The organism is Mesorhizobium sp. B2-6-1, from assembly GCF_006440475.1.
Lineage (GTDB): Bacteria > Pseudomonadota > Alphaproteobacteria > Rhizobiales > Rhizobiaceae > Mesorhizobium.
Genome location: NZ_VFUH01000004.1, coordinates 64,365 through 88,365, shown reverse-complemented (window position 1 = coordinate 88,365; position 24,001 = coordinate 64,365). Strand labels below are relative to the sequence as shown.

Genomic DNA, 24,001 nt, shown 5'->3' with positions numbered 1-24,001 from the left:
AGGGTTCCACGGCGGCATTGGCAATTCGGAAACCAAACGGCAACCGCTCGGCGCGATAGTCCGGAACCAATTCATTGACGGATCGCAGGACCGGGTCTCCCATGAAAGCTGCCCTGAAGACATGCGCCGCTCTCATGATCGCGCAAGGCGCGGTCTGGTCCGGCTCGGCGCACGCCGACTGGCGTGACGATATCGGCACGTTTCGCATCGGCATCGTCGCCGAACCCGGCGCCGCCAACACCGTTCCAGGCCTGGCGCGGTTGACCGAGGCCTTTACCAACGCGCTGGGCATGAAGGTGGAGTTCGTCGTTGCCCGTGACTATGCCGCGCTGATCGATGCGCAGGCCAATGCCCGCATCGAATATGCCGTCTACTCGGCGACCGCCTATGCAACGGCGTCAAGACGCTGCGAGTGCGTCGAACCGCTTGTGGCACCGGTCGATTCCGATGGCGCGGTCGGCATCCGCGCCGTGCTGCTGACGAAGGATGGCAAGGTGCCCAGCCTGGCCGCGATGGAAACCCACCGGATCGCCATGCCGCCGGCGGACAGCATTGGTTCTCTTTTGCCATTGGCCGGACTGGCTGCCGAGCACGTCAAGATCGCAGAGGACGCATCGTTTCTGGTTCACGCCGGTTCCGCCTCGGCCGCGGAAGGAATGCTGGTCGATGGCCAGGCCGATGCCTTGTTCGGCTGGGCGACGGCGGCGGCCGACGGCGAGCCAAGACTATCGGGCACGCAGGCAAGGCTCGAAGCCGCCGGGCTTTCGGCGACCGCCCTTCAAGTCGTATGGACGTCGGGTTTGCTGAGATACGGTCCTCACGCGGTGCGTAGCGATCTCGACCCGGAAGCCAAGCGCCGGTTGGCGGTTTTCCTGACCAATCTCAAATCGACGACGCCCGACATCTACGACCTGCTGGAATCGAGGCATTCCGGCGGTTTCGCCACCGTGGTTCCCAAGGATTACGAGATGGCGCACGCCATCGTGCGTCTGGTGTCGGACGGTGGCGTGCGGCGATAGGGTCGTCAGCAGTCGCCGCAGGGGATCGTCAGGCTTCTGCGCGGACGCAGATAATAGGTCTCGCCCATCGATATGTTGTTGAAGACCGTCGTCAATCCGGCCGTCTGTGAGCTGTCTGCGGACCAGGTGATGATCGGTTTGTAACCAAGTTTGCTTTCGACACGAATGAGAAAGGTGCCTGCGACCCTGAGCGTTGCCGGAACCGTAGTGGTTGCGGGCAGGGCGGTGCCGATACTGTAAGCACCATTGACCACCTTGCGCGACCACACCACGTTCACCCTGGGCGGCGTGTCGGTTGTGACCTGTATTGCCGTGATGGTGATATCCGGCTTCGAGCGATTGTACGGCTGCAAGGTGGAGGTGCCGATCTTCATGATGGCATCCAGATCCGCCTTGACGATGGTCGGCTGCTGCGTGACCAGATCCGCGACCATGCTGCCGATGCGGCTGACCTTCTTGCTGGTCTCGATGGCCTGCGAAGCCTCCATGGTGATGAAATACATGATCAGCAGGATTGGCACGATGAGAGCGAACTCGACCGCCGCGATGCCACGGCGATCGCGTATGAAACCGACCCACTTCCCCCAGCGTCCTGCAATTTCTGGATGTGCCCCCGCACGCATCATGCCCGTCCCTTTTTCTTGGCTTTGCTTTCGCCGCGAACTCAGTTGTCGAATGGCTCGTTCTGCCAGGTCACCGATGCAAAATGCAGTGTCTTGTTACCGCCCATCGACTGAGCCAGAAGATCGGTCATGACGGGCCATTTGTAGAAGACCCGCAGCATGTTCTTCGATTCTGCCAGGCCCGGCGTGGTCGCGAAGGGCTGCGAGTTGGCGCCTTGCATCAAGATGATCTCGCCATTCTCGATCTTGAAGCTGGCCGTGGCCGCGTCGGCGAACGTGGTATATGCGCGAAGGTCCACGTCCATCTGATTTGGGCAATCCTGCGAGACGATGATCTTCAGTTTGTCGCAGATCATGGTCTTCAACTTGTCCCCGGCGACGTCGGCCGGTCTCAACTGCCCGGTGCGCAATTTGCGCGCGATGTCGTCGGTGATGTTGGCCATAACTTCCTGGCCGGCAAATGAGATGCAGCTTTCCAGGATGGCGAAGACAAGAACCGCGAACGGCAATGCGAGCAGCGCGAATTCCAGTGCCGTACTGCCGCGGCGGTCGCCGGCGAAGCGTGCGAAAAGCCGTGCCCGTCTTGCCTTGCGGTCGCTTGTCGAGACGAATTCGATGCTCATGCTCTGATCCTGCCCATCCCCAGACGGTCTCGGCAGGTGTACTAGTGCAAACCAGTTGAAGTCCGGTTTGAATGATCGTTAAAGTCGCCGCGGGCGCCTTAACCACCCGCTAACCTGGACCGCGTGCCTACCGGCTGACGCTCATCTCGGCTTCTGAGGATTTTTCGGCTTCGCTCTTGTAGGAGCTTTCGCAATAGGGCGTGCAGGACATGGTCTGAACTTCAGCGCGCCGGTAGATGCGCACCGACGAGGCCGCCTGCCGCACGACGGTGATCTGTTCATCGATGATCGGGCTGCCATCCTGGTCGAGGACGACGAGGTTGGTGACGCCGAAGCCCTTGCCAGTCAGCACGATCGTCGAGGCGTCCTGCACGGACGCGTCGGCGATTGCCGGGTTGCCGACCACGATCGTGTCGGCGGGGCGCGACAGTTTGACGATCTTGGCCTGGTTCATGGTGACCTCGATGCCGGTGTCGGCCCTGGCGGGCATGACAAAGCTCACGGCGGCAAGAAGCACGGCAATCAGGATCGACGATTTCGGCTCGGCCATTGACGCGCTCCAGGCGGGCGGACTGTTCAACGGAACATGAACGAGATTGGTGAACCAACGGTTAAGCAGGCCCGGGCGCCATATGCCGCGATCGTCATACGCGCCGCGGAGCTGTTTCTTTTGCGGCTGCTTGCCTGGGAATTGCGCCTCGGCCGGCGCTTAGCCCATAGTTAACCACGCAATATGTTCCAACCGGGAAAGGAATCGGTAAGGCTGTTTATTAAGTCGATCGAAAGAGCTTCTCCCTAGATTGGCAGCATCCGATCAACCATCACAGAAGTTGACGGAAGTGCTGTAACACGTGGAGTAGGAGCTCTCGAATGTCTAATCTCATTGCACGTTTCGTAAAGGACGAATCCGGCGCGACCGCTATCGAATATGGTCTGATCGCCGCCCTCATCGCGCTCGCCATCATCGTCGGCGCCGGCGCGCTTGGCAACGCCATCAACGCCAAGTTCGAAGCTATCGGAACCTCTCTGAATAAAGTCCCGACGCCCTGAACGACGTCAAGTATATTGAGCGCTCGGATTGCGTTCTGGACAAGGGCCGCCACCTGGCGGCCCTTGTTCTATTCAATGTCTTTTTGCCCTGGGCCTCATCAATCGTTAATCGAACATGCTTAGATTGAGTGCGGCTTAATCCGATAATAGGCATAGCGCCGATGCTTGAAGCCCTGATCTTCGTCGTCTTCCCGTTCTGCATGCTGTTCGCGGCAATCTCCGACATGCTGTCGATGACGATCGCCAATCGCGTGCCGGTGCTGCTCGTCGTCGTCTTCGCACTGGTTGCGCCGCTGACAGGCATGGAATGGGCGGCCTATGGCTGGCATTTCGCCGCCGGCGCGCTGGTTCTTGCCGCAACGTTCGGCCTCTTTGCAATGGGCGGCATGGGCGGCGGTGACGCCAAGCTGCTGGCCGCGACCGCCGTGTGGATGGGACTCAACATCCAACTCGTCGAGTATCTCGTGGTCTCGACCTTCATAGGCGGCTTGCTGACGCTTGCCATTCTCGTCTACCGGAAGTCGCCGCTTGCGGTTTTTACCGGCCGCAATCCGTTCCTGCGTCACTTCGCGGACGAGACGACCGGGGTTCCCTACGGCATCGCGCTCGGTTTGGGCGGATTGCTGACCTACCCGGATTCGCCCCTGATGGTATGGGCGCTGGCCAGGCTGGCGGCCTGACCTTACCGATCATTCCTTGGCTGTGTTGCGGCTGGCTCCGCGGAGCGGGGCTGGCTGTTTGTCTGTGGCTGCGCAATACAGCTAATTTATGTAAACCTTAAATTAATCACGATCGTAAGCATTACATTAACCTTGTTTTGACGATTGCCGCTGCAAAGTCCGGCCTGGCTAGGTGGTTTGCCAAGGCGAGGGTTCGGACAGATGCCAGCATCCCGATTGATTATTCTGAGCGTGGCGGTCGCCGCGGCGGGTGGTGCTGGCTATGTCGCGAAGAACATGGTCGCCGCGCCGCCACCGCAGATCGTCGAGTCCGGTCCAGCGGCTCCCGCCGTGGCATTGCAGGACGTGCTTGTCCTGTCGGGCGATGTCACCATGGGCAGCCCGCTCGAGAACAACATTGCCTGGCAATCCTGGCCGGCTGACGGCATCAACGCCAATTTCATCACCAAGGCCACTGCTCCCGATGCCCTGGAGAAACTGAAGGCGTCCATAGCCCGTGTGCCAATGTACGCGGGCGAGCCGGTGCGGCGTTCCAAGCTGATCGGCGAGGGGCAAAGCTTCATGTCGTCGATCCTGCCTTCCGGCATGCGGGCGGTCGCCACGACGATATCGGCCGACACCTCTGCCGGCGGCTTCATCCTTCCGAATGATTTCGTCGACGTCATCATGACCCGCCGGGCCGATGCCAACAGCGGCGGCTCCGGCTTCAACACCGAAACCATCCTCAAGAACATCCGCGTCCTGGCGATCGACCAGACCATCCAGGAGGACGAGGAAGGCAAGAAGACCAGGGTAGGCCAGACCGCCACGCTGGAACTGACGCCCAAGCAGGCGGAGATCATCACCGTCGCCCAGCAGATGGCGGATCGCCTGACGCTCGCGCTGCGCGCGATCACGGACACCCAGGAAAAGAATTTGGATGAGGCCGACTATCTCGTTTCCGGCAATGGCCGCAAGGGAACGGTCAGGCTGATCAAGTCGGGCGAAGTTTCCGAAGTGGGGGCAAGGAAATGAGGCTAAGCGGTAAACTGCCGGCGATCATGGCAGCGGCTTTCGGCCTGCTGCTCATTGGGACAAACGTGCAGAGCGTTGTCGAGGCCAAGAGTGCACAGGTTTCGGCTTCGGCGGCCACCCAGCGCGTCAAGCTCGGCCTCAACAAGTCGGTGGTCATCGACCTGCCGAGTGATGCCTACGACATTCTTGTCGCCAATCCGACCGTCGCCGATGCGGTGACCCGCACCGCGAGGCGCATCTACCTGTTCGGCAAGGCGGTTGGCGAGACCAACATCTTTGTGTTCGGGCCGAATGGCGAACAGATCGTCAGCCTCGATCTGGCCGTCGAACGCGACGTCGCGGGCCTGGAGGATTATATCAAGCGCTTCATCCCGACATCGGCCATCAAGGTCGAACTGCTGAACGACAACGTCGTCCTGACAGGAACCGTCGACACGCCGCTGGACGCCAAACGCGCCGTCGACCTGGCGACGATCTTCGTCTCGGGCGGTGAAGCGACGACGGGACAATATTCGCAGACCGCGGCCGGCGGCTCGGCCCAGAGTGGTGTCGACATCAACAATCCGGACCAGGAACGCCGCGTCTCGAAAATCGTCAATCTTTTGCAGATCATCGGCGACGACCAGGTCACGCTCAAGGTGACGGTCGCCGAAGTCAGCCGCTCCGTGATGAAGCAGCTTGGCGTCAACATGGTGGGCAGCGGCGGTAGCAACGGCATCAGCTATGACGCGATGAGCACCCCGGCATACGGGCTTGGGAAACCGCTGTCGCAATTCTCGGGAGCTTCGATCGGCACCTCGGCGCTTCAGGCGTATCTAAACGCAATGGAGCAAGGTGGTGTCATGAAGACGCTGGCGGAGCCGACCCTCACCGCCGTGTCGGGTGAGAAGGCGACATTCAGGGTCGGTGGCGAGTTCAATCTCATCACCAGCCGTACGAACAATGTTTCAGACGAGAACAAGACAGGGCAGGTCACATACACCAACGACAAACTCGAATACGGCATCGGCCTGGAGTTTCAGCCGGTTGTGCTGTCGGCCGGTCGGATCAGCCTCAAGGTCCGGACGTCCGTGTCGGAGCCGACTGCCGAAGGCGCCACCACGCTGGAAGCTGCAGGCAGGTTGCCCGGAACCACGCTGTTGTCTATCCGCAAGCGACTTGCCGACACGACCGTCGAATTGCCGTCAGGTGGTTCTATGATGATCGCCGGCCTCGTCCGCGATGACGTCAGGCAGGCTGTCGCCGGCCTGCCCGGGCTGACAAAGATCCCGGTGCTCGGCACACTGTTCCGAAGCAGAGACTTCGTGCGCAACGAGACCGAACTGGTGATCATCATCACGCCCTATCTGGTGAAACCGGTGGCACGAAACGACCTTGCCAAGCCTGACGACAATTTCAACGCCGCCAGCGATGGCGCCGGTATGTTCCTGGGCCGAGTCAATCGTGTCTACGGCACAATGCAGACGGACAAGCCCAGCGGCCGTTATCACGGCGTCGTCGGCTTCATCTATAAGTGAACGGGGAAGCGGACATGTCTCAGTCAGCATTGCAGGCAAGGACCATCGCCATGACCACGCGCTCCGGCCGTTCGCGAATTCTCCGGCGCGCCATTCCTGCCCTGGCGGTGGCGATGGCGGCATTGCTGGCCGGCTGCGCCCAGCGCGACAGTGTCACCGTCGGCGCCATTCCAGACGACTACCGCACCAACCATCCGATCGTGATCGCCGAGAAGAACCAAAAGATAGACCTACCTGTCGGCGCGGGTGACCGCGGCATGACCGGCTCGCAGCGCGACACGCTCCTGGGTTTCCTCGACGGCTATGACAAGAGTGCTGCCCCGACGCTGACGATCCAGGTTCCGAGCGGCTCGGCCAACGAGGTCGCCGCCGCCGCAGCAGCGCGCGATTTCGCCCGGCTCGCGATTGCCGCGGGCGTCAAGCGCAACCGGATCGTGGTCGTCTCCTATCAGGCTGCCTCGAGTGAGACATCCGCCCCGATCCGGGTCGCCTATATTGCCGTGAAGGCCCAGACCGACAAATGCGGACGATGGCCAGATGACCTGCTGGAGACGTCTGAGAACAAACACTATGCCGATTTCGGCTGCTCCTATCAAAACAATCTCGCCGCCCAGATGGCCAATCCGGCCGACCTGATCGGGCCGCGCAAGCAGACCACCATCGACGCGGAAAATCGTGGCGCGGTGATCGATGTCTACCGCAGCAGGGGTATTTCGGACGAGTTCCTCGGCAATTCTGAAGTGACGTACTGAGCCGCGCCCTAAGGAAAAGAGAAGTCACGGAAAGATGACCATGAGCAACCTTGCCTATGACGCCCCCATGGACGGCGGTGAGACCTCGCCGCAGGACATCGCCGCGATGCAGGCGCTGCGGCCGGTTCCCCGCATCTCGATCCAGGCATTCTGCGAGACCGAGGGTGTCGCCAATCCGGTCGAGCGCGCCGGCGAGGACCGCCGCATGACCAAGGCCCATCTCAAGGTCCATATGGGCGGCGTCCCCACGGCCATCGAATTCTACCAGTCGGCGCCGACGCCGAACCTGATCCTGCTGGAGTCGCGCAGCGAACCCAAACAGCTGCTGGAACAGCTCGCGCAGCTCTCGGAATATTGCGACCCGTCTTCCAAAGTGGTGGTAATCGGCCACTACAACGATGTCGGCCTCTATCGCGAGCTCATCCGCTCCGGCATTTCCGAATATGTCATCGCGCCGGTGTCGATGGCCGACATCGTCAGCGTCATATCGTCGATCTTTGTCGATCCGGAAGCCGAGCCGCTCGGCCGCTCGGTCGCCTTCGTCGGCGCCAAGGGTGGCGTCGGCTCTTCCACCATCGCCCACAACGTGGCTTGGGCGATGTCCTCCCTGTTCAAATCCGAGGTGGTCGTCGCAGACCTCGACCTCGCTTTCGGCACGGCCAACATCAATTTCGACCAGGATCCTGCGCAAGGCATCGCCGAAGCGGTGTTTTCGCCCGAGCGCATCGATGAAGTCTATCTCGACCGGCTGCTGACCCAGTGCGCCGAACACCTTTCGCTGCTCGCCGCGCCCTCGACGCTCGAACGCGTCTATGATTTCGATCCCGACGCCTTTACGCAGCTTGTCGACACCGCGCAGCGCACCGTGCCGCTCCTGGTGCTCGACGTTCCCCATGTCTGGACGGGTTGGACCAAGAACACCCTGATCAAGGCCGATGAAATCGTCATCACGGCGACGCCGGAACTGGCCAATTTGCGCAATACCAAGAATTTGGTCGACATGCTCAAACGGCTTCGTCCCAACGACTCGCCGCCCAAACTCATCATCAATCAGGCCGGCGTGCCCAAACGTCCGGAGATTTCCCCGTCCGATTTCGCCGAGCCGCTCGGCCTGGCCGCGATGGCGATCATCGGCTTTGACCCGCTGCTGTTCGGCAATGCCGCCAACAACGGACGTATGCTTGGTGAAATGGACGCCAAGAACCCGGTTGTCGCCACGATCAACGAAATTGCCCATGTGCTGACCGGTCGCAGCGAAATCCGGGTGAAGAAAAAAGCGGGTCTCGGAAATCTGCTCGGCAAACTTTCGCGCAACAAGAAATGATGCTTCTTCAGTGGAATCGGTAGTCGATCATGTTTGGTAAGAGAGGCAGCGACGACGGCAACCGGTTCAAGCCGGAATTCCGCCAGCCGGCACCGGCGCCGACCGCGCCAGCCGTCGCGGATTCGGCCGATACGCCGGTTCTTGCGAGGCCGGCGGCCGCACCTGCGTCGAGCGCTCCTGTTGCACCGCCGGCCCGCCGCGCGGTCGAGGCGCCGCCGATAGCTCCGGAGCCGAAGCGGGCGGCGCGCGAAAAGAGCGAAACCTACTACGACACCAAGAGCCAGGTCTTCGCCGCCCTGATCGACACGATCGACCTGTCGCAACTCGCCAAGCTCGATCCCGAAAGCGCGCGCGAGGAAATCCGCGACATCGTCAACGACATCATCGCGATCAAGAATTTCGCGATGTCGATCGCCGAACAGGAAGAACTGCTCGAGGATATCTGCAACGACGTGCTTGGCTATGGGCCGCTCGAGCCATTGCTCGCCCGCGACGACATCGCCGACATCATGGTCAACGGCTCCAAGAACGTCTACATCGAAGTCAACGGCAAGGTCGAACAGACCGGCATTCGTTTTCGTGACAACCAGCAGCTTCTCAACATCTGCCAGCGCATCGTCAGCCAGGTCGGCCGCCGCGTCGATGAATCCAGCCCGATCTGCGATGCGCGTCTTCCCGACGGCTCCCGCGTCAACGTCATCGCGCCGCCGCTCGCCATCGACGGCACCGCCCTCACCATCCGCAAATTCAAGAAGGACAAGCTGACGCTCGATCAGTTGGTGAAGTTCGGCGCCATCTCGCCGCAAGGAGCCGAGGTTCTCAAGATCATCGGCCGTGTTCGCTGCAACATCGTCATCTCCGGCGGCACCGGCTCGGGCAAGACGACGCTGCTCAACTGCCTGACCAACTACATCGATCGCGAGGAACGCGTCATCACCTGCGAGGACTCGGCCGAACTGCAACTACAGCAGCCGCATGTTGTCCGTCTGGAAACCCGCCCGCCCAACCTCGAAGGGGAAGGCGAGGTGACGATGCGGGATCTGGTCAAGAACTGCCTGCGCATGCGGCCCGAGCGCATCATCGTCGGCGAAGTGCGCGGACCCGAAGTGTTCGACCTTCTGCAGGCGATGAACACCGGCCATGACGGCTCGATGGGAACGATCCACTCGAACAGCCCGCGCGAATGCCTGAATCGTATCGAATCCATGATCGCAATGGGCGGTTTTTCGCTGCCGCAGAAGACCGTGCGCGAAATCGTCGTCGGCTCCATCGACGTGATTATCCAGGCGGCACGCCTGCGCGACGGATCGCGCCGCATCACTCACATCACCGAGGTGATCGGAATGGAAGGCGACGTCATCATCACGCAGGACATCGTCCTCTACAACATCAAGGGCGAGGACGCGAATGGGCGGCTGCTGGGAGAGCATGTATCGACCGGCATCGGTCGCCCGCATTTCTGGGACCGCGCCCGTTACTATGGCGAGGAGCAGCGCCTCGCAATAGCGCTTGAGGCGATGGAGAAACGCGCTGATTGACGCTGCTGCAGGCGTAAGGGTTCTGGTCGATGTTTGGAATTGACGGCACCGTATTGGCGTTTGTCGTGCTCGCCGGCTTCAGCGCCGGCGCGGTCGCCTATGCATTCCTGTTCACCCGGATCAGCAACGAAAAGCAGGCCGGCAAGCGGCTGGAAACGATCAAGACCGCGGAGACGGATCGCTCCGTCGTCAAGGCCTCGCGCGATCGCGTGGCGGAGGCGGCCAAAAGACGCAAGTCGGTCCAGGATTCCTTGAAGGAACTCGACGAGAAGCAGAAATCCAAGGACAGCGCGGTCAAGAAACCGCCGCTGAAGGCCCAACTGCGCCAAGCCGGCCTGAAGGTTTCCATCGAACGCTTCTACATCTATTCCGCCATTTGCGGCCTAGCCCTGACGATCATCGCCTTTGTGGTGGGGGCGCCGCTTTTTGTTTTGCCTGGTGTGCTGCTGGCCGGTGCGCTGGGCCTTCCGCGCTGGTTCGTCTCATTTCGCCGCGCGCGGCGGGTCAAGGCATTCCTCAACGAATTTCCCAACGCGCTCGACATCATCGTGCGCGCGGTCAAATCCGGCCTGCCGCTGAACGATGCGGTGCGCCTGATCGCCAATGAATCTCCCGAGCCCGTCAAGGCCGAGTTTCGCCGCATCGTCGATTCGCAGCAGATGGGCCTGTCGATCCCGGATGCCACCTTGCGCATGCCCGAAACCATGCCATGCACCGAGGCGAGCTTTTTCGGCATCGTCATTCAGATCCAGTCGCAGGCCGGCGGCAATCTCTCCGAGGCGCTGGGCAATCTTTCGCGCGTGCTTCGCGACCGCAAGAAGATGAAGGCCAAGGTCCAGGCGCTGTCGATGGAAGCCAAGGCGTCCGCCGCCATCATCGGCGCGCTGCCTTTCATCGTCGCATTTCTCGTCTATCTCTCCAGCCCCAACTACCTGATGCCGCTGTTCACCACGAGCATCGGTAACCTGATCCTGGGGGTTTCGGCCGTCTGGATGTCGATCGGCATCTTCGTGATGCGCAAGATGATGAACTTCGAAGTCTAGGGCCGCGGCATGACCGAACAAGTCGTCAAATCACTGACGGATCCCGGCCTCCTGATCGCGCTGCTGGTCGGCATTGCCGTGTTCGCGACGGTCTTCACCTTGCTGCCGGCATTTGGCGGAAACCAGCTCAAGGCGCGCATGAAGTCGGTCGCGCTGGAACGCGACGAATTGCGCGCCAAGCAGCGCGCGCGGCTTGCAAGCGAGGCGGATCGCCGCCGCAAGGGCCTGCGCGAAGAACAGTCGATCGGCATGCGCAACATCGTCGACAGGCTCGACCTGCGGCGCGCGCTGGCCGACGAGGGTACCTTGCAGAAGCTCAAGGTTGCCGGTTTCCGTGGACAGAACCCACTGACGCGGTTTCTCTTCTTCCGGCTCGTGCTTCCGTTTGTCGGCTTCGCACTGGGCGTGATCTACATATTCGTGCTCGGAGGACTGCCGCAGCAGCCATTGTTCATCCGGCTGTTCGTCTGCGTCCTCGTTGCCTATGGCGGCTTCTACGCACCGGTCGTCTATGTCAACAACCGCGCCACCAAGCGCAAGCAATCGATCCAGATGGCATGGCCGGACGCGCTTGACCTGATGCTGATCTGCGTCGAATCTGGCATGTCGGTGGAAGCGGCATTGCGCAAGGTCGCCGACGAGATCGGCGCCCAATCCGTGGCCCTTGCGGAAGAATTCATCCTGACGAACGCCGAGCTCTCCTATCTGCAGGAGCGCAAGCAGGCCTATGAGAATCTCGCCAGCCGCACCGGCCTGGAATCCGTCAAGTCGGTGTCGCAGGCACTCGTCCAGGCCGAGCGTTACGGCACCCCTGTGGCGCATGCGTTGCGCGTGCTCGCGGGTGAAAGCCGGGACCAACGCATGAACGCTGCCGAGAAGAAGGCCGCCGCCTTGCCGCCCAAGCTCACCGTGCCGATGATCCTGTTTTTCCTGCCGGTGCTGTTCGCCATCATCCTCGGCCCTGCCGGCATCCAGGTCAGCCAGCGCGGCATCTTCGGCCAGGCGCACGAAACCAGCAGCCAGTAGGTGAATCTGACCGATCCAAAGAAAAACCGCGCGGCTGACGCAGCGCGGTTCTCTTATGCAGGGGTTCGGTGGCCGCGTGCCGCTCAGTTGGTTGCGGCTTTCGCCTTGTCCTGGTCCTTGAGCTGGCTCCAGGCATTTTGCTGAGCCAGCATCTGCCTGAGATAAGCGACATTGGCCTGCGCCTGTTCAGGTGACAGCTCCTGCGAGGCGATCTTCTCGGCTTCGTCGAAGCGGCCCTGCAGGCCGACGACCAGCGCCAGGTTCTGGCGCACGCGGCTGTCGGCATTCGGCTGCTCTGCGGCCGAGCGCATATAGGTTTCGGCGGTGCGCAGGTCGCCTCCCAGCACATAGGACATGCCAAGGTTGGAAAGCACCGAAGGTTCGTTCGGCTTGAGCTCCAGCGCCTTGCGGTAGAGCTGGCCCGCGTCGTCCTTCTGGCCGAGCTGGTCGAGAATGGCCGCTTCCGCCGACACCAGCCTCCAGTCGGGATATTCCGGCGTCTGCGCCCGGCGCACGGCATCAAGCGCCGCCTCGAACTGGCCGTTGGCGGCCAGCGCCTTGCCGTAGGCGGCAAGCACGTCGCGATCCTTGGGATAGGCGATCGCCAGCTTGCGCATCACGGCAAGCGACTGGTCGGCATCGCCATCCATCTGCAGCGCCGCAGCGAAGTTGGTCGCTATCCGCTTATCGTTGGGATTCCTGGAATAGGACTGGCCAAGCGCTGCCGTCGCATTGTGCAGTTCTCCCGCCGACATCGTCTCCAGCGGCTTGCCGCTGGTGCGTCCGATCGAGCCTGTGCTGATCTTGTCGGTTCCGCAGCCGGCAACGCCTGCGGAAAGGGCGAGCATGAAGGCCGTGGTGATGAGCCGCTTTCCGCTGGCGTTCATCGTGCGGTTCGTCGACATCGGCACCCTGGGCCTCCATTCGTGCGCGTGGCCATTGCGTGGCCATCTTCCCTCTCGAAGAAATATTCTGTTAACCCTAACGGACAGTTAAGAAGCGCCGAATCGACGGACGTCGGCAGGAGAACATCGAATGTCAGTGGAACTGGTCGAGAACAAGCTGAACAACCCGCTTCCTGTCCATCTAGTGGCTAAGGACGGTCTGGAGACGGCCGGTCTGGCGTCATCAGCCGTGGCGTGGGCCAGGGCCAACGGCTTCTCCGGCGAAGCGGGCAGGACGCTCATCGTGCCTGCGGAAAACGGCGCGCTCGGCGGTGCCTTGTTCGGCATTGGCGACGGCGAGGGCGCGCTGGCCGTCGGCGCGCTGGCGAAAAGCCTGGCGGAGGGCGACTGGCATTTCACCTCCGCGCCGGCCGAGCCGGAGCTGGCGGCGGTCGCGCTGGCCCTCGGCGGCTATGTCTTTACCCGCTATGGCAAGAAACCGGGCAAGGCGCTGCGCTTCGAATTGCCGGCCGGCGTAGAGGCAAAACGCGTTCGCCGCATCGTCGAAGGCGTCTTCCTGACGCGCGATCTTGTCAACACGCCGACCAGCGACATGGGGCCGGACGAACTGGAGAAGGCGGTTCGAGCCCTGGCCGAAATTCACAAGGCCGAGGTGTCGGTCATCAAGGGCGACGATCTCATCAAGCAGAATTTCCCGATGATCCATGCCGTCGGCCGGGCTTCGTCCAGCGCACCGCGTCTTATCGGCATGGGCTGGGGGCCAAGGAGCGCGCCGAAAGTGACGCTGGTCGGCAAGGGCGTCTGTTTCGACACTGGCGGCCTCGATATCAAGCCGTCGTCCGGCATGCTGTTGATGAAGAAGGACATGGGGGGCGCCGCCAATGTGCTGGGTCTGGCCTCGATGATCATGGCCTCCGGATTGAACGTGCGGCTGCGCGTGCTGATCCCGGCCGTCGAGAATTCGATCGCCGGCAACGCCTTCAGGCCTGGCGACGTGTTGGCGAGCCGCAAGGGCATGTCAGTCGAGATTGGCAACACCGATGCCGAGGGAAGACTGGTTCTGGGTGATGCGCTGGCGCTGGCCGACGAGGAGGAGCCGCAATTGCTTGTCGACATGGCGACGCTCACCGGGGCTGCTCGTGTCGCGCTAGGTCCGGACCTGCCGCCCTTCTACACCAGCGACGAGGCACTAGCCTCGGAACTGACGACAGCCTCGCTGGCGGTCGAGGATCCGCTGTGGCGCATGCCGCTGTGGCGGCCCTATGACGTGAAGCTGTCGTCGAAGATCGCCGACATCAACAATGTCACCACGGATGGGTTCGCCGGTTCGATCACCGCGGCGCTGTTCCTCAAGCGTTTTGTCGAGAAGACGGCAAGCTGGGCGCATTTCGACATCTTCGCCTGGAACCCCGCCGATCGTCCGCACGGACCTGCCGGCGGCGAGGCGCAAGGCATCCGGGCACTGGAGCACGTCATCTCGAAGCGTTTTGGCTGATGTGGCGGCGACTTTCAGGGCCGGCAGATTGCCGAAACTGAAACGGAACCGAAACAATTTGCCGTCATTCTCGTGCGATGTCGATTTCGATGCGCCCGAGCCAGGCCTTGCGATTGTGGCAGCAAGTGATGCTGTCGCAGGTGCGCGACGACGCGCCCGACCTCACCATGCGCCAGACGGCTATCCTGTTCACCATCTATCTCGATCCGCCGCCGCACACGGTGCGCGGGCTGGCGGCCCGTCTCAACGTCACCAAGCCGGTCATCACCAGGGCGCTCGACACGATGGGCGCGCTCAAACTGGTGTCGCGCCATCGTGACGAGCTCGACAAGCGCAACGTGCTGATCAAGCGCACGGTCGAGGGCGCCCTCTTTGTCGAGCGCTTCGGCGATGGTATCATCGCCAAGGCACAAGAGCTGCCCATCTGACGACCAGCCGCTTCAATGGATGACTGATTTGACCGCCAGGGATGCCCGCCTCCACGCCTTTCGGCCCGATCTTGCCGATGCGAGATTGAAAGGAGAGGTCGCTGCCGACCGCTTTGTCGCCGGCCGGCCGGCGCGGATTTCGATCCCAGTTGCCGATATCCGCAAGGCTCCGCGTCCAGACGCTGGTGTCAACACGCAAGCGCTATTCGGCGATGACGTGCTCGTTTTCGAGGACAGAGAGGGCTGGGCCTGGATCCAGGCCGAACGGGACGGTTATGTCGGCTATGTCGCCGACGCCATGTTGGGCGGGCGGGATCATGCGCTCACCCATATCGTCTCCGTGCCCCGAACTTTCCTCTATCCCGGCCCGGATCTGCGCCTTCCGATCGCGGGACAGCTGTCGATGGGGTCCACCGTCACGGTGACCGGGTCCGCCGAAACGCGCGGCACCCACTATGCCGTCCTGCCCTCCGGTGAGGCAATCATAGCGGGTCACCTGCGGCCGCTCAGTAATGTGGCCGCCGACTATGTTTCGGTGGCCGAGACGTTCCTTGGCACCCCTTATCTCTGGGGCGGTGTCTCCGGCTTCGGCATCGATTGCTCCGGCCTCGTGCAACTGGCGATGCGCATGGCCGGCGCCGATGTCCTGCGCGATTCCGACATGCAGGCGCAGAGCATCGGCGAGCCGCTCGATCCGGGCCCCGATTATTCCGGCCTGCGCCGCGGCGATCTCGTTTTCTGGAAAGGCCATGTCGCCATCATGACCGATGCCGAGACCATGATCCACGCCAACGGCCACACCATGCTGGTATCGCGCGAAGGTCTGAAGGAAGCCGTCGCCCGCATCGGCTATCTCTACGGCGGGCCGACGGAGTTCCGGCGGCCATAGCGCCGATCCTCCCTTCTTCCGGGGGAGAGAAAAACTGCTCGATCACCTTTTGTTCCGATTGTTCTTGGCGTTCGCACGCCGTCGCGCTACCTCTGACGCGTGACAGAGAAGCCGCGCCTTGCCGTCCAGAATGCCGCCGTTGTCCTGCCCGAGCCATTCCTGAGATGGTTTGGCGAGAAAGGCTGGTCGCCGCGCGCCCACCAGATCGAATTGCTGGCGAGGGCTCAAGCAGGGCAGTCGGTGCTGCTGATTGCACCGACCGGCGCCGGCAAGACGCTGGCCGGGTTCCTGCCTTCGCTGACCGAACTGGCCGTCAGGGCCAGGCGAAAACCGGGACAGGCCCGCCGCGGCATCCACACGCTCTACATCTCGCCGCTGAAGGCGCTGGCTGTCGACATCGAGCGCAACCTCGGCAAACCGGTGGAAGAGATCGGGCTCTCCCTCACCATCGAGACCCGCACCGGCGACACGCCGGCGCACAAGCGCCAGCGGCAGAAGCTGGTGCCGCCCGACATCCTGCTCACCACGCCCGAGCAGCTTGCGCTGCTGATCGCGGCACCCGATGCCAGGCGTTTCTTCGAAGACCTGCGCTATGTCGTGCTCGACGAGTTGCATTCGCTGGTGATTTCGAAGCGGGGTCATCTCCTGGCGCTTGGTCTGGCGCGCCTGCGCCAGTTCATGCCCGAGCTTCAGACCATTGGACTGTCCGCCACTGTGGCCGAACCGGACGAATTGCGCCGCTGGCTGGTCGGCCAGAATCCGCCCAAAAATACGGCAAGTCCCGAAATGGCCGAACTGATCGTCGTTACCGGCGGCGCAAAGCCCGAAATATCCATCTTGGATTCGGAGGAGCGCGTGCCCTGGGCCGGACATTCGGCCCGCTACGCGACGCCCGAGATCTACCGCGAGATCAAGCGCCACAAGACGACCCTGCTGTTCGTCAATACGCGCAGCCAAGCGGAGTTGCTGTTCCAGGAACTGTGGCGCGTCAACGAAGATACCTTGCCGATCGCCTTGCATCATGGGTCGCTCGATGTCGCGCAGCGGCGGCGGGTCGAGAAGGCGATGGGCCACAATGCGCTGCGCGCCATCGTCGCCACCTCGACGCTCGACCTCGGCATCGACTGGGGCGACGTCGACCTCGTCGTGCATGTCGGCGCACCCAAGGGAGCGAGCCGGCTGGCGCAGCGCATCGGCCGCGCCAACCACCGCATGGACGAACCATCCAAAGCCGTCCTCATCCCGGCCAACCGCTTCGAGGTGCTCGAATGCCGGGCAGCGCTGGATGCCAACTACCTCGGCGCGCAGGATACGCCTCCACTGGTCGATGGCGGGCTCGACGTGCTGGCGCAACATGTCCTTGGCTGTGCTTGCGGCGCACCTTTCCGCGCGGACGATCTTTACGAGGAGGTGCGGTCGGCGGCCCCGTATGCCGGGCTGGATCGGCCGACATTCGACCGCGTCGTCGATTTCGTCGCCACGGGTGGCTACGCCTTGAAGAGCTATGAGCGATACGCCCGCATCCGCCTCAACAAGGAGGGATTGTGGCGGGTATCCAATCCGCGCGTGGCCCAGCAATACAGGCTGAACGTCGGCACTATCATCGAGGTGCCGGCGCTCAACGTGCGTTATGTCCAGGCCGGCAGCAAGGGTTCCGTGTCGCGCGGCGGCAGGGTTTTAGGCAAGATCGAGGAGGCTTTCCTCGAGACGCTGACGCATGGCGACACCTTCATGTTCGCCGGCAAAGTTCTTCGCTTCGAAGGCATTCGCGAGAATGAGTGCTTCGTCTCGAACGCGCCCGGCAGCGATGCGAAGGTGCCTTACTATGGCGGCGGCAAGTTCCCGCTTTCGACCTATCTCGCCGAACAGGTCCGCGCCATGCTGGACGATCCGCAGCGGTGGAAGAAACTGCCCGAGCAGGTGGCCGACTGGCTGCGCTTCCAGGCCGACAAATCGGTGCTGCCCAAACGCGATGACCTGCTGATCGAGACCTTTCCGCGCGGCAACCGCCACTATCTGGTCGCCTACCCCTTCGAGGGCAGGCTGGCCCACCAGACGCTCGGCATGCTGCTTACCCGCCGTCTGGACAGGACGGGCGCCAGGCCGCTTGGCTTCGTCGCCACCGACTATGCCTTGGCCATTTGGTCGCTGGGCGACATGGGGGCGATGTTCAAAGCCGGAAAACCCTCGCTCGGCGCGCTTTTCGATGAGGACATGCTTGGCGACGATCTCGAGGCCTGGCTGGCAGACAGCTGGCTTCTCAAGCGCACTTTTCGCAATTGCGCGCTGATTTCAGGGCTGATCGAAAAGCGTCATCCCGGCAAGGAGAAGAGTGGCCGTCAGGTGACTGTCTCGACAGACCTTATTTATGACGTCCTGCGCAGCCATGAGCCGGATCACATATTGCTCCAGGCGACGCGCGCGGACGCGGCGGCGGGCCTGCTCGATGTCAGCAGACTTGCGGACATGCTCTCGCGCATTCAAGGTCGAATCATGCATAAGAACCTCGAACAGATATCGCCGCTCGCCGTGCCGATCATGCTCGAGATCGGCAAGATGCCGGTGCACGGCGAAGCCGATGAAACGCTGCTGATGGATGCGGCCACGCTGGTTGAGGAAGCCATGGGGCCGGAGATGGCTGAGGAATGAATTTTTCGCTGGCGCGCGCATCGTTGATCGCCGACGCCGATCTGGTCGGCATCGCCGGCGAACGTGCGGTCTGCGATCCGCGCGGCGTGCTCTACTTTCCCGAGCTCAAGCTTCTGGCCGTTTCCGATCTGCATCTGGAAAAAGGCTCATCGCTGGCAAGGCGCGGCATGCTGCTCCCGCCCTATGACACCGGCGCGACCTTGCTGCGATTGCAGGCCGTCATCTCGGACTACCAGCCGGCAATCGTCATCAGCCTGGGCGATTCCTTCCATGATGGCGGCGGCGCCGAGCGCATGCATCGAAGTTTCCGCGAACGGCTGGAGGCGCTGATGGCGGGCCGCGACTGGTTCTGGGTGGCCGGCAACCATGACCCGGAGGCGCCGGCCGACCTGCCGGGCGATACGGTGCGCGAACTCGCCATCGGCTCGTTGCTGTTCCGGCACGAGCCGTCGAAGCTGCGCGTCGAGGGCGAGATATCGGGCCATCTCCATCCCTGCGCCCGCATCGTCCAGCAGGGCCGTTCAGTGCGGCGGCGCTGCTTCGCCGGCGATGGCGGCCGCATGATCATGCCCGCCTTCGGCGCCTATACCGGCTCACTCAACGTGCTCGACCGCGCCTATGCCGGCCTGTTCCGCCTGGAATCGCTGATGGCCTATATGCTCGGCACGGACCGCATCTTTGCGATTTCAGGCTCGATGCTGCGACCCGGCTGAAGCCGCTATTTCCCGTAGTAGAGAGTGACCGTGTGCTTCGCTTCGGCGAAGAACAGCCAACGTTCGACCAGCATGCCGACAAACTGTGCGACCGCGGCGAACACCGATGCGAGCGCCGCGAAAGGTGACGGCAAGGCGAAGGCCGTAATCAGCAGCAAGGCGGGTAGCGCGAAACCCAGGAGCTGGGTGATCCGCCGCAGCTTTGCGCTGTGCTTGCGCGCGATGCGAAAACCCATTTCCTTGAGCAAATAATTTTCCTCGGTATGCGGCCATTCCAGCGATCTAACCGTCCCCCCGGCAAGCCCGGTTGCGGTGTTGGCGTTGGTGGGGATTTCCAATTGGTCGTTGTACCGCCAGGTCGCAAGCTTCCAGGCCCAACCGAGCAGGGTCAGCAGTACGCAGGCTGCCAGAAGCATTTTGGAACCGACGGCAAAGCCTTGGCATAGCGCGGCCAGAAGCACACTGCCGCTCATCGCCGAGAAAATGAGATAGCCGGGCAAGGTGTAAGGGCTGTGCCACTGAGCGATGGGTTTCAGCGAGGCATAGATCATGCCGGTCATGCAGACGGTGATGACGGCGCCAATCGTTGCCAGAAGTCCGGCGGCGGCGACCCAGCCATCGGTGCGGCCAAGAATGACCCAGCCAATGCCGAACAGTCCGGCCGGGACGAAGGTGGCGACCGAGGCGACGCCTTCGCGCGACAGCCAGGAACTGCGCCATTGCGAGAACGCACGCCAGGCGCGTTCGGGGCGGCCGAGATGTCCGGTCGAGGACAACAGGCCGGCGGTGATCAGCCCGAGCGCCAGTCCCATGCCGATGAAGCCCAGCCAGAAATCGGGTGCGATGACGCCAAGTGGCGCCAGCACGCCGAGCAGCGCCAGCAGGCCGTAGCCGGCGCCGGCGGCGGTGGTGAAGAAGACGACCGAGAAGGCTGGATGCATGGGGTTTAGTTCGAGAGCATGCGGTCGACCCAGCCGAGGAACCCACCCTCGGCCCTCACCGGCTCCAGGGTTGGCGCAGAAATCTTTGCGGCGCGTTCGGTATGCGCGCGCGGCGGCAGGTATTTGTTGGTCGGGCGGTAGCCGAGTTCCGGCATCAGGTCGACGCCGCCACGCTCCTCAACCAGTTGCGACACCGCCGAGGCGGGGTCGCCGAGATCGCCGAAATGCCGTGCGCTGGTCGGACAGGCCGCGACGCAGGCCGGCACGCGGTCCTCCTCGGCCAGATTGTCATTGTAGATGCGGTCGACGCAGAGCGTGCATTTCTTCATCACGCCGACATCGGTGTCGAATTCGCGCGCGCCATAGGGGCAGGCCCAGCTGCATAGCTTGCAGCCGATGCACTTGTCCTCATCGACCAGCACGATGCCGTCCGAGGCTCGTTTGTAGGAGGCGCCGGTCGGGCAGACAGTGACGCAGGCCGGCGTCTCGCAATGCAGGCAGGAGCGCGGGAAGTTCACCGTGCGGCCGCCCATCCCGGTGGTGTGCTCGTAGCTGTGCACGCGGTTGAACCAGACGCCGTCGACATGGCCGCCATAGGGATCGATGTCTGTCAGCGGCGCCATGTGGCCGCCGGTGTTCCATTCCTTGCATGCGGTGACGCAGGCCTGACAGCCCACGCACGTGTCGAGGTCGATGACCAGGCCTAGTTTCTTGCCCGTATGGGCGGGGACGCAGGTCATTTGGCGGCTTCCCTGTTCATGCGGAATTCGGCGCCAAAGCGAAGTGTGTCCGGCGATGGCTGGAATTGCGGCGGCTGGTGGAAACGCTCGAATTGCGGCTCGGTGAAACCGGCTTCCTCCGCCACGCATTTGACGATGCGCACCTTGAGATCGAACCATGCCGCCTGGCCGGTCACCGGATCGGAATTCGAATACCGCCTGCCGTTGGTGTCTGCCGTGGTCTGGTCGCCGATTATGTGGTTGAGCAGGAAGCCGCGATTGCTCTCGGCGGCATCGTCCTTCAGCCCCCAGCTGCCGCGCCTTTTGCCGATGGCGTTCCAGGTCCAGACCGTGCTTTCGTTCACGCCCTCGACCAGCTTGATCTGTCCCTTGACCTTGCCATTGATGCTTTCGATCCAGACCCAGTCGTCGTCGGCAAGGCCGAGACCTGCGGCGGTCCTCTCATGCACGAACAGCCGGTTTTGGCTGGTAATCTGCCTCAGCCACGCATTCTGCGAACCCCAGGAATGGTACATGTGCATTGGCCGCTGCGTCAGCGCATGCAACGGATATTTCTGCTGGTCGACGGCCGCTTCCTCGAACGGCACGTACCAGAAGGGTAGCGGGTCCATGTAGGTCTCGATGCGCTGGCGTTCGCTCTCGGGCGGCACGGCCCGACCATGGCCGCGCGCGGCAAGACGAAAGCGCTGCAAGGGTTCGGAATAGAGCTGGAAGACGACTGGTTCGGCCTTCGGGATGAAGCCCATCTGCACCGCGAAATCGAGATAGGACCGGTTGGCCATCTTGTAGTAGCGCTGGTCCTCAGCGAAATCGTGGTGCCAGAAGCCGCCATTGTCGATGTAGCGCTGCAACTGGTCCGGGTTTGGCTCGCCCTTGCCGGTCGAATTGCCGTCCTTGCCGCGCCAGCCGGCAAGCGGGCCGATACCGGGCGTGCGCTCGTGATTGACGATGTAGTCGGCATAGTCGGCATATTTGGCCGCCCCGTCTTCTCTGACGAAACCCGGCAGGCCGAGGCGCGCGCCGAGCTCGATCAGCACCGATTGGAACGGGCGCACGTCCCGGTCCGGCTCGACCACGGGATGGCGTATAGCATCGCCCGGTCCGTCGGCATGGCTGATCGGCCGGTCGAGCAGGCTGATGCAGTCGTGCCGTTCGAGATAGGTTGTGTCGGGCAGCACGAGGTCAGCGAACGGCACGGTCTCGGAATAATAGGCGTCGGAATAGATGATGAAAGGGATCTTGTAATTGCCCGCCTCGTCGCGGTCGGTCAGCATACGAATCGTCTCGACGGTGTTCATCGAGGAATTCCAGGCCATGTTCGACATGTACATCATCAGCGTGTCGATCTTGTATGGATCGCCGGCCCAGGCGTTACGGATGACGGTGTGCATCAAGCCGTGCGCAGCGAGCGGCGCCTCCCAGGAATAGGCCTTGTCTATGCGGATCGGCACCCCTGCCTCATCGACCAGAAGGTCGTCAGGCCCGCAGACGAAGCCGAGCGGAATGCCGTCCAGTGGCGTCATCGGCCGGACGTTCTTGCCGGCAGGCTTCGGTCCTGGCGGCGCGCAACGCGGATAAGGCGGTTTGAAGCGGAAGCCGCCCGGGACGTCCACCGTTCCGAGCAGCACCTGCAGCAGATGAATGGCTCGGCAAGAATGAAAACCGTTGGAATGGGCTGAGATGCCGCGCATCGCGTGCATCGACACGGGCCGTCCCCTAATCGTCTCGTGGCGGCGGCCGGCCCAGTCGGTCCACGCCACCGGCAGTTCGATCGTCTGCTCAAAGGCGACATGTGCGAGCTCGGCGGCGATCCTGCGGATCGTGCCGGCGGCAATGCCGCAGCGCTCCGCGACCGCATCGGGCGAATAGCTCTCATCGAGGTATCGATCGGCGATCAGCTGGAACGCCGGAACGCAGCGACGGCCGTCGATGGTGAAGCTGCCGGTCAGTGCCGGTTTGGCGCTGGCGTCGGTGGCGCGGACAGGCACCTTCGCCACCCTGTCCCAGGCGAGCAGGTTGCCGGCGCCATCGCGGACAAACAGCCCGTCATCGGCCGCACCCGGATCCTGGATGACGAGCACATGGGCGTTGGTGTAGCGCAGGAGATAGTCGAGATCCACGCGGCCTGCCTTCAAGAGCTGGTGGATGAGGGCAAACACGAACAGGCCGTCGGTGCCCGGCCGGATGCCGATCCAGTCGTCGGCGATGGCGTTGTAGCCAGTGCGGCATGGATTGATCGACACCACCTTGGCGCCGCGCGCCTTCAGCTTGCCGAGGCCGATCTTGATCGGGTTGGAATCATGGTCCTCGGCGACGCCGAAAAGCATGAAATACCGGGTATTGTCCCAGTCGGGTTCGCCGAACTCCCAGAACGAGCCGCCGATCGTATAAAGCCCGCCTGCGGCCATGTTCACCGAACAGAAACCGCCATGCGCGGCGAAGTTCGGCGTGCCGAACTGGCTTGCCCACCAGCCGGTCAGGGATTGCGATTGGTCGCGGCCGGTAAAGAAGGCGAGTTTCTTCGGGTCGCTGCGGCGGATGGACGAAAGCCGCTCCGCGGCGATCGTCAGCGCTTCTTCCCACTCGATCTCGCGGAATTCTCCCGAGCCGCGCGAGCCGGTGCGCAGCAGCGGCTTTTTCAGCCGGGCAGGGCTGTAATGCTGCATGATGCCGGAGCTGCCCTTACCGCAGATCACGCCGCGATTGACCGGATGATCCTTGTTGCCGTTGATGTAGCGGACCTTGCCGTCCTTGATGTGCACGTCGATGCCGCAGCGGCAGGCGCACATATAGCATGTGGTCTTGGCGATGCGGTCGGAGACGGCGGGCGAGGTGTCGACGCCATCGTTCTCGTCGGGTGCGTTCGTGTCGGCGAGCGGGCGTTGGGACGGGGCGGAATTCGCGCCGCGCAGAGATCCTTGGGTCATGATCCCCGAGCGCTTCTGCGGTTCGCGGCTTTGGCCCTGGTTTTCGGCCCGGGACCGCGCATGTAATGCTCTTCCGGATGATAGCGATCGCCGGCCAGCCGCCGC

General features: G+C 62.7%; 22 protein-coding genes. 15 read left to right on the top strand and 7 right to left on the bottom strand.

Going from position 1 to position 24,001, the window contains the following annotated elements:
- Positions 1-101: 101 nt before the first annotated feature.
- A complete protein-coding gene (locus tag FJ443_RS10815) occupies positions 102-1,019 on the top strand; it encodes a PhnD/SsuA/transferrin family substrate-binding protein (RefSeq protein WP_140557605.1) in 918 nt (305 codons plus the stop codon).
- 5 nt (positions 1,020-1,024) lie between these two features.
- Here FJ443_RS10815 and FJ443_RS10810 read toward each other — a convergent pair whose 3' ends face one another.
- The 3 genes from FJ443_RS10810 to FJ443_RS10800 form a co-directional block, all read right to left on the bottom strand.
- Positions 1,025-1,645: a TadE/TadG family type IV pilus assembly protein gene (locus FJ443_RS10810; RefSeq protein WP_140523898.1), complete on the bottom strand. Its 621-nt coding sequence runs from the start codon at positions 1,643-1,645 to the stop codon at positions 1,025-1,027.
- 38 nt (positions 1,646-1,683) lie between these two features.
- The gene (locus FJ443_RS10805) at positions 1,684-2,265 is read right to left on the bottom strand and encodes a TadE/TadG family type IV pilus assembly protein (protein ID WP_140663948.1); all 582 of its coding nucleotides are present in this window, start codon (positions 2,263-2,265) and stop codon (positions 1,684-1,686) included.
- 127 nt (positions 2,266-2,392) lie between these two features.
- Positions 2,393-2,815 carry a pilus assembly protein N-terminal domain-containing protein gene (locus FJ443_RS10800; RefSeq protein ID WP_140496732.1) on the bottom strand — a complete coding sequence of 141 codons (423 nt, stop codon included), beginning with the start codon at positions 2,813-2,815 and terminating at the stop codon, positions 2,393-2,395.
- Positions 2,816-3,135: 320 nt separating this feature from the next.
- Between FJ443_RS10800 and FJ443_RS10795 the strand changes: the two genes are divergently transcribed.
- The 9 genes from FJ443_RS10795 (at position 3,136) to FJ443_RS10755 (ending at position 12,209) form a co-directional block, all read left to right on the top strand.
- Positions 3,136-3,315 carry a Flp family type IVb pilin gene (locus FJ443_RS10795; protein ID WP_140557607.1) on the top strand — a complete coding sequence of 60 codons (180 nt, stop codon included), beginning with the start codon at positions 3,136-3,138 and terminating at the stop codon, positions 3,313-3,315.
- Positions 3,316-3,476: 161 nt separating this feature from the next.
- Positions 3,477-3,995 (top strand): prepilin peptidase, encoded by a 519-nt coding sequence (locus FJ443_RS10790; protein WP_140513204.1) that lies wholly within the window; start codon positions 3,477-3,479, stop codon positions 3,993-3,995.
- A 201-nt stretch (positions 3,996-4,196) separates the two neighbouring features.
- On the top strand, positions 4,197-5,009 hold the full coding sequence (gene cpaB, locus FJ443_RS10785; RefSeq protein ID WP_140624818.1) for a Flp pilus assembly protein CpaB: 813 nt from the start codon (positions 4,197-4,199) through the stop codon (positions 5,007-5,009).
- A complete protein-coding gene (locus FJ443_RS10780; RefSeq protein WP_140663946.1) occupies positions 5,006-6,526 on the top strand; it encodes a type II and III secretion system protein family protein in 1,521 nt (506 codons plus the stop codon). Before cpaB ends, FJ443_RS10780 begins: the two co-directional genes overlap by 4 nt.
- A gap of 14 nt (positions 6,527-6,540) precedes the next feature.
- A complete protein-coding gene (locus FJ443_RS10775) occupies positions 6,541-7,278 on the top strand; it encodes a CpaD family pilus assembly protein (RefSeq protein ID WP_140496714.1) in 738 nt (245 codons plus the stop codon).
- Positions 7,279-7,312: 34 nt separating this feature from the next.
- Positions 7,313-8,602 (top strand): CpaE family protein, encoded by a 1,290-nt coding sequence (locus tag FJ443_RS10770; protein WP_140663943.1) that lies wholly within the window; start codon positions 7,313-7,315, stop codon positions 8,600-8,602.
- A gap of 29 nt (positions 8,603-8,631) precedes the next feature.
- Positions 8,632-10,140 (top strand): CpaF family protein, encoded by a 1,509-nt coding sequence (locus tag FJ443_RS10765; protein WP_140663940.1) that lies wholly within the window; start codon positions 8,632-8,634, stop codon positions 10,138-10,140.
- Between the two features lie 29 nt (positions 10,141-10,169).
- The gene (locus FJ443_RS10760; RefSeq protein WP_140496708.1) at positions 10,170-11,183 is read left to right on the top strand and encodes a type II secretion system F family protein; all 1,014 of its coding nucleotides are present in this window, start codon (positions 10,170-10,172) and stop codon (positions 11,181-11,183) included.
- A gap of 9 nt (positions 11,184-11,192) precedes the next feature.
- Complete coding sequence (locus FJ443_RS10755; protein ID WP_140496706.1) at positions 11,193-12,209, top strand: type II secretion system F family protein; 1,017 nt, start codon at positions 11,193-11,195, stop codon at positions 12,207-12,209.
- Between the two features lie 83 nt (positions 12,210-12,292).
- Here the strand turns inward: FJ443_RS10755 and FJ443_RS10750 are convergent, their stop codons facing one another.
- Positions 12,293-13,114 carry a tetratricopeptide repeat protein gene (locus FJ443_RS10750; protein ID WP_140663937.1) on the bottom strand — a complete coding sequence of 274 codons (822 nt, stop codon included), beginning with the start codon at positions 13,112-13,114 and terminating at the stop codon, positions 12,293-12,295.
- 130 nt (positions 13,115-13,244) lie between these two features.
- Between FJ443_RS10750 and FJ443_RS10745 the strand changes: the two genes are divergently transcribed.
- The 5 genes from FJ443_RS10745 (at position 13,245) to pdeM (ending at position 19,288) form a co-directional block, all read left to right on the top strand.
- Positions 13,245-14,609: a leucyl aminopeptidase family protein gene (locus FJ443_RS10745; protein WP_140663934.1), complete on the top strand. Its 1,365-nt coding sequence runs from the start codon at positions 13,245-13,247 to the stop codon at positions 14,607-14,609.
- 77 nt (positions 14,610-14,686) lie between these two features.
- Positions 14,687-15,037, top strand: a complete 351-nt coding sequence (locus tag FJ443_RS10740; RefSeq protein ID WP_140513216.1) for a MarR family winged helix-turn-helix transcriptional regulator — start codon at positions 14,687-14,689, stop codon at positions 15,035-15,037.
- A gap of 19 nt (positions 15,038-15,056) precedes the next feature.
- Positions 15,057-15,926, top strand: a complete 870-nt coding sequence (locus tag FJ443_RS10735) for an NlpC/P60 family protein (RefSeq protein ID WP_140663932.1) — start codon at positions 15,057-15,059, stop codon at positions 15,924-15,926.
- Positions 15,927-16,025: 99 nt separating this feature from the next.
- Positions 16,026-18,575, top strand: a complete 2,550-nt coding sequence (locus FJ443_RS10730) for a ligase-associated DNA damage response DEXH box helicase (protein ID WP_140663929.1) — start codon at positions 16,026-16,028, stop codon at positions 18,573-18,575.
- The gene (gene pdeM / locus FJ443_RS10725; RefSeq protein WP_140496693.1) at positions 18,572-19,288 is read left to right on the top strand and encodes a ligase-associated DNA damage response endonuclease PdeM; all 717 of its coding nucleotides are present in this window, start codon (positions 18,572-18,574) and stop codon (positions 19,286-19,288) included. Before FJ443_RS10730 ends, pdeM begins: the two co-directional genes overlap by 4 nt.
- Before the next feature lie 5 nt (positions 19,289-19,293).
- On the opposite strand, the gene FJ443_RS10720 is transcribed toward pdeM, so the two are convergent.
- The 3 genes from FJ443_RS10720 to FJ443_RS10710 are packed head-to-tail and all read right to left on the bottom strand — an operon-like array spanning position 19,294 to position 23,896.
- Positions 19,294-20,229, bottom strand: coding sequence for a DmsC/YnfH family molybdoenzyme membrane anchor subunit (locus FJ443_RS10720; protein ID WP_140523919.1), 936 nt, complete (start codon positions 20,227-20,229; stop codon positions 19,294-19,296).
- 5 nt (positions 20,230-20,234) lie between these two features.
- Positions 20,235-20,969: a 4Fe-4S dicluster domain-containing protein gene (locus FJ443_RS10715; RefSeq protein ID WP_140557615.1), complete on the bottom strand. Its 735-nt coding sequence runs from the start codon at positions 20,967-20,969 to the stop codon at positions 20,235-20,237.
- Entirely contained in the window at positions 20,966-23,896 is a 2,931-nt protein-coding gene (locus tag FJ443_RS10710) for a molybdopterin oxidoreductase family protein (RefSeq protein ID WP_140496687.1), read from the bottom strand. The genes FJ443_RS10715 and FJ443_RS10710 overlap by 4 nt, the downstream gene beginning before the upstream one ends.
- Between the last annotated feature and the right edge of the window lie 105 nt (positions 23,897-24,001).

Bases quoted from the DNA above. Each gene is read 5' to 3' on its own strand.
- FJ443_RS10765 (WP_140663940.1), top strand. From the start codon at position 8,632: ATGTTTGGTAAGAGAGGCAGCGACGACGGCAACCGGTTCAAGCCGGAA.
- FJ443_RS10750 (WP_140663937.1), bottom strand. From the start codon at position 13,114: ATGTCGACGAACCGCACGATGAACGCCAGCGGAAAGCGGCTCATCACC.
- FJ443_RS10755 (WP_140496706.1), top strand. From the start codon at position 11,193: ATGACCGAACAAGTCGTCAAATCACTGACGGATCCCGGCCTCCTGATC.
- FJ443_RS10775 (WP_140496714.1), top strand. From the start codon at position 6,541: ATGTCTCAGTCAGCATTGCAGGCAAGGACCATCGCCATGACCACGCGC.
- FJ443_RS10805 (WP_140663948.1), bottom strand. From the start codon at position 2,265: ATGAGCATCGAATTCGTCTCGACAAGCGACCGCAAGGCAAGACGGGCA.
- FJ443_RS10740 (WP_140513216.1), top strand. From the start codon at position 14,687: ATGTCGATTTCGATGCGCCCGAGCCAGGCCTTGCGATTGTGGCAGCAA.
- FJ443_RS10745 (WP_140663934.1), top strand. From the start codon at position 13,245: ATGTCAGTGGAACTGGTCGAGAACAAGCTGAACAACCCGCTTCCTGTC.
- pdeM (WP_140496693.1), top strand. From the start codon at position 18,572: ATGAATTTTTCGCTGGCGCGCGCATCGTTGATCGCCGACGCCGATCTG.
- FJ443_RS10715 (WP_140557615.1), bottom strand. From the start codon at position 20,969: ATGACCTGCGTCCCCGCCCATACGGGCAAGAAACTAGGCCTGGTCATC.
- FJ443_RS10815 (WP_140557605.1), top strand. From the start codon at position 102: ATGAAAGCTGCCCTGAAGACATGCGCCGCTCTCATGATCGCGCAAGGC.
- FJ443_RS10795 (WP_140557607.1), top strand. From the start codon at position 3,136: ATGTCTAATCTCATTGCACGTTTCGTAAAGGACGAATCCGGCGCGACC.
- FJ443_RS10790 (WP_140513204.1), top strand. From the start codon at position 3,477: ATGCTTGAAGCCCTGATCTTCGTCGTCTTCCCGTTCTGCATGCTGTTC.
- FJ443_RS10710 (WP_140496687.1), bottom strand. From the start codon at position 23,896: ATGACCCAAGGATCTCTGCGCGGCGCGAATTCCGCCCCGTCCCAACGC.
- FJ443_RS10810 (WP_140523898.1), bottom strand. From the start codon at position 1,645: ATGATGCGTGCGGGGGCACATCCAGAAATTGCAGGACGCTGGGGGAAG.
- FJ443_RS10770 (WP_140663943.1), top strand. From the start codon at position 7,313: ATGACCATGAGCAACCTTGCCTATGACGCCCCCATGGACGGCGGTGAG.
- FJ443_RS10760 (WP_140496708.1), top strand. From the start codon at position 10,170: ATGTTTGGAATTGACGGCACCGTATTGGCGTTTGTCGTGCTCGCCGGC.
- FJ443_RS10780 (WP_140663946.1), top strand. From the start codon at position 5,006: ATGAGGCTAAGCGGTAAACTGCCGGCGATCATGGCAGCGGCTTTCGGC.
- cpaB (WP_140624818.1), top strand. From the start codon at position 4,197: ATGCCAGCATCCCGATTGATTATTCTGAGCGTGGCGGTCGCCGCGGCG.
- FJ443_RS10735 (WP_140663932.1), top strand. From the start codon at position 15,057: ATGACTGATTTGACCGCCAGGGATGCCCGCCTCCACGCCTTTCGGCCC.
- FJ443_RS10800 (WP_140496732.1), bottom strand. From the start codon at position 2,815: ATGGCCGAGCCGAAATCGTCGATCCTGATTGCCGTGCTTCTTGCCGCC.
- FJ443_RS10720 (WP_140523919.1), bottom strand. From the start codon at position 20,229: ATGCATCCAGCCTTCTCGGTCGTCTTCTTCACCACCGCCGCCGGCGCC.